The sequence below is a fragment of the Streptomyces sp. NPDC001027 genome (assembly GCF_040299045.1).
Classification (GTDB): domain Bacteria; phylum Actinomycetota; class Actinomycetes; order Streptomycetales; family Streptomycetaceae; genus Streptomyces.
Genome location: NZ_JBEPBI010000437.1, coordinates 1 through 3617 on the forward strand (window position 1 = coordinate 1; position 3617 = coordinate 3617).

The 3617-nt window shown below is 69.3% G+C and carries 3 protein-coding genes; all 3 read right to left on the reverse strand.

The window, feature by feature from the left end; all coding sequences use genetic code 11:
* Positions 1-213: 213 nt before the first annotated feature.
* Positions 214-1938 carry an acyl-CoA dehydrogenase family protein gene (locus tag ABT300_RS42305; RefSeq protein ID WP_351688004.1) on the reverse strand — a complete coding sequence of 575 codons (1725 nt, stop codon included), beginning with the start codon at positions 1936-1938 and terminating at the stop codon, positions 214-216.
* A 73-nt stretch (positions 1939-2011) separates the two neighbouring features.
* The gene (locus ABT300_RS42310) at positions 2012-2572 is read right to left on the reverse strand and encodes a PadR family transcriptional regulator (protein WP_351688007.1); all 561 of its coding nucleotides are present in this window, start codon (positions 2570-2572) and stop codon (positions 2012-2014) included.
* 185 nt (positions 2573-2757) lie between these two features.
* Positions 2758-3348, reverse strand: a complete 591-nt coding sequence (locus tag ABT300_RS42315) for a hypothetical protein (RefSeq protein WP_351688010.1) — start codon at positions 3346-3348, stop codon at positions 2758-2760.
* Positions 3349-3617: the final 269 nt, after the last annotated feature.

The window sequence follows — 3617 nt, forward strand, 5'->3', positions numbered from 1 at the left end:
AGCGTCCTGTTCGCCATGCTCCGCGACGGAACCTTCTACCAGCCGAGAAGCCCCCGCACCGCTTGACGAAAGACATAGAGGCACCCCCCCGGCAGACGTCTCCCGTCACCCGCTGAGCCGACGTGATGCGTCACCCCGGCTCAGCGGCACAGCCTCGCTCGGACGTCCGTGCTCGGCACAGCCCTGCTCGGGACGTCTCCGGAGTCGCCGGTCTCAGGGCGTCATCTCGTACGTGCCCGACAGAGCCTCGACGCGCTGCCAGACGCGCTCGGAACGCGTCGCGTCGACCACCGGTCGCCTGACCGCGCCGAGCGCCCAGAGCTGCTGGTCCTCCGTCGCGGAGTCCTTGCCGTGCAGCTCCACCGCGTGCGCGGAGAAGTCGCGTACGAGGACGGCGAACAGCTCGTCGAGCACGTCCTCGTCGAGTCCTGTCAGGGCCGCCTGTTCCAGGACCAGCTGCCCGTGGACGACGAGCGCGAACAACTGCCCGACGGCGAGGAGCAGGTCGAGGTCCCGGGCCTGCTGCTCGTCCGGAGCGGCCGTGCGGACGAACTCACACAGGGCGTCAGCCTGTTCGCGGAACCGGCTCACGTTGGAGAGGTGGGTGTACGCGTCGAAGGCCGGCCGCCAGTCGTGGAAGCGCACCGAGCCGAGGCCGCGAGCCGGTCCCTGGCGGAAGAGGAAGTCGTCGTCGGCGGCGTCGAGGCGGGTGGGGACGGGCGGGTAGGCGACCGGGTCGAGGAGGTGGTTGCGCATGAACTTGAGGATCAGCGCCAGATTGACGTGGACGGTGCCCTCCAGCTTCGGCAGTCCACGGATCTCGACGGCGGCCTGGGCGAAGTAGTCGTCCTTCTCGAAGCCTTTGGCGGCGATGACGTCCCACATCAGGTCGATGACCCTCTCGCCCTCGGTGGTCACCTTCATCTTCGTCATCGGGTTGAAGAGGAGGTAGCGGCGGTCGTCGGGGCCCGCGGTGCGGAAGTAGTCGACGGCGCGGTCGCTGAACAGCTTCATCCCGACGAGCCGTACGTAGGCGTCGGTCAACTCGCGCCGCACGTGCGGGAAGGCGGTGACGGGACGGCCGTACAGGATGCGGTTCTGGGCGTGGGTGACCGCCTCGTACATCGCGTGCTCGCAGATGCCGATCGAAGCGGTGCACAGATTGAACTTGCCCACGTTGACGGTGTTGAGCGCGGCGTCGAAGGCGGCGCGGCCGGTGTGCAGGACGTCCCCCTCGGCCACGGGGTAGTCCTCGAGGCGGAACTCGCTGACGAACTTCGAGGAGTCGACGACGTTCTTGACCAGGCGGTAGGCCGGGTGGCGGCTGTCGGCGGCGAAGAACACATAGCCGTCGGGGCCCTCGACGTCGGTGCGGCGGCCGAACACGGAGACGAGTCCGGCGGCGTTGCCGTTGCCGATGTAGTACTTGGATCCGGTGGCTCGGAAACCGCCCGCGCCGTCGGGCTCCAGGAGCATGTCGGTGGAGTAGATGTCGGCCCCGTGGGACTTCTCCGACAGGCCGAAGGCGAACACCTCACCCTGCGCGAGCAGTTGCGCGGCGCGGGAACGGGCGGCGCCGTTGTCGCTCTGCCAGACGGGTCCGAGGCCGAGAACGGTGACCTGCCAGGCGTACCAGTAGTCCAGGCCGTAGAAGCCCAGGATCTCGTTCAGAGCGGCGATGCGGGCGGTGTCCCAGCGCTTGTCGGCCTCTCCGTCCGCGGCGGCGGAGGCGGGAGTGAGGAAGGACGCGAAGAGCCCCTCCTTGGCGGCGAAGGCGAGGAAGTCACCGAGCCACGCGCGGCTGCGGTAGTCCTCGATCAAACGGCGCTTGCCGCGCTCCTCGAACCAGTCGACGGTCGCGCGCAGCAGCCTGCGGGTCTCCGGGTCGAAGTGCGCGGGGTCGTAGGTGCGCGGATTGAACAGCAGCGCGTCGGCCATGGATGCCGCCTTTCGGCTGAGAGGAGTGGGGGTGGGCTGTCTGGGGCAGGGCGCCGGAAGCCTGGTCGGCCGGTCAGCGACCGGCGGCGAATCCGGCGAGTGTGACGAGGACGTCGTCGAGCCAGGCGATCATCATGCGCTCGTATGCGATGCCGCCGCGCAACACGACGTGCTGGAGCTCCTGTTCGGCGTCGGGCGCTCCGTCCGACGGCGGCCGCTCTGGGAAGTCGCGGTCCTGACCCTCGAGATAGCGGGCGAGACGGTCCTCGTGCGCCTGTCGGTGACGCTCGACCTCGCCGATGAGGCCGGCCGGGTCGCCGAAGGCGGCGCCGCGGACCTTCACCGCCAGGTCGTGCCGCACGCTCTCCGGTTCGGTGCGTTCCTGGAGCCACGCGTGGAGCGCCTCCCGGCCCGGGTCGGCGACGGAGTACTCCTTCTTGTCCGGACGCCCCTGCTGCGGGATGTCCCGGACGTCGATCCAGCCGTCGCTGCCCATCCGCTTGAGCACCCGGTAGATCTGCTGGTGCGTGGCCGTCCAGAAGTACCCGATGGACCGCTCGAACCGCCGGGCCAGCTCATATCCGGAACCCGGCTTCTCCAGCAGGGAAACGAGGATCGCGTGCTCGAGCGCCATGCGCACGATGCTCCTATGCACCTCGTTGCACAGCAACGCCGTCGCGATGAGAAAGAGCTCACTCGGGTCACGTCATACAGGTCACAGAAAGCAGCGGGCCCCGAGGGGAGAGCGGGCATGGGCCTCGCACAGATCCAGCAGGCGGCCGGGCCCCGCCCCGCGCACCGGACACGAGCCGGGCCCCTTCACCAGCCTTGCTGGTCGTCCCCCAACACGGTCCCGCCGAGGAACGCGGCCAGCTTCTCGGCGCGCGCGAGGTCGCCCCACTTGTCGACGTGGACGAAGACCGTGTGCCGGTCGGCCGGCGTCGATCCGTAGCGGTCGTCGCCGTTGAAGGCGACCTCCACGCCGTCGTACGCGGCTACGCCACGAGAATCCGTCTCCGCGCCGTCCGGCCACCTGCCGGCCAAGCCGATCGAGGCGAATCCTCGCCCCAGCGCCCTGACGAACTCGTCCTCCACGCTGCCCGGCAGGACGTAGTGCAGGGTGGACACGGGCAGCTCAGGCTCCAGCAGCGCGTCCTGCATCGTGACGATGTCCAGGCCGAGGTGAGCGAACTCGCGTGCGTACGGGTCCACTCGGGCTCTGTGGTGACTGAACTCGGCCCGCGGCAGCACCGCTGCCATCCTGCGCACCTCCTCGACGGTCACCAGTTCGGCCATCAGGGTCACCTCGTCGTCCCGCTCCTCGAGCAGCGCGTTCAGACGCAGCGCCTGCGTCCACGCCTCGACAGCGTCCGCAGTGCGAAAGACCGGATAGGCCCGTGAGTTCCCCATGAGCCTCACCCTCGCACACCTCGGCGAAGTCGCTCCCGTGGATTTCGCTCTCGCTGCCACCCCGAAGTGGTCCACCTCCGCTTCGGAGCCGTCCCGGTGGACCCACACCGGTTGCCGGCCCGCCTTCCAGCAGGTCGCGGTTTCGCCGCAGCCATGCCGCCCTCGGCCGGACAGACACGCCCTGATTCTTTCGCGACAGCCTCCTCGCCCGCATCGAAGAAGCTGAACGCGGAGGCCGGCTCGGCGAGGTCGAGGGCCTCCAGGTCAGC

What these genes read in the sequence shown, in the direction of transcription:
- ABT300_RS42305 (WP_351688004.1), bottom strand. Translation starts at nt 1,938, where the DNA reads ATGGCCGACGCGCTGCTGTTCAATCCGCGCACCTACGACCCCGCGCAC.
- ABT300_RS42310 (WP_351688007.1), bottom strand. Translation starts at nt 2,572, where the DNA reads ATGGCGCTCGAGCACGCGATCCTCGTTTCCCTGCTGGAGAAGCCGGGT.
- ABT300_RS42315 (WP_351688010.1), bottom strand. Translation starts at nt 3,348, where the DNA reads ATGGGGAACTCACGGGCCTATCCGGTCTTTCGCACTGCGGACGCTGTC.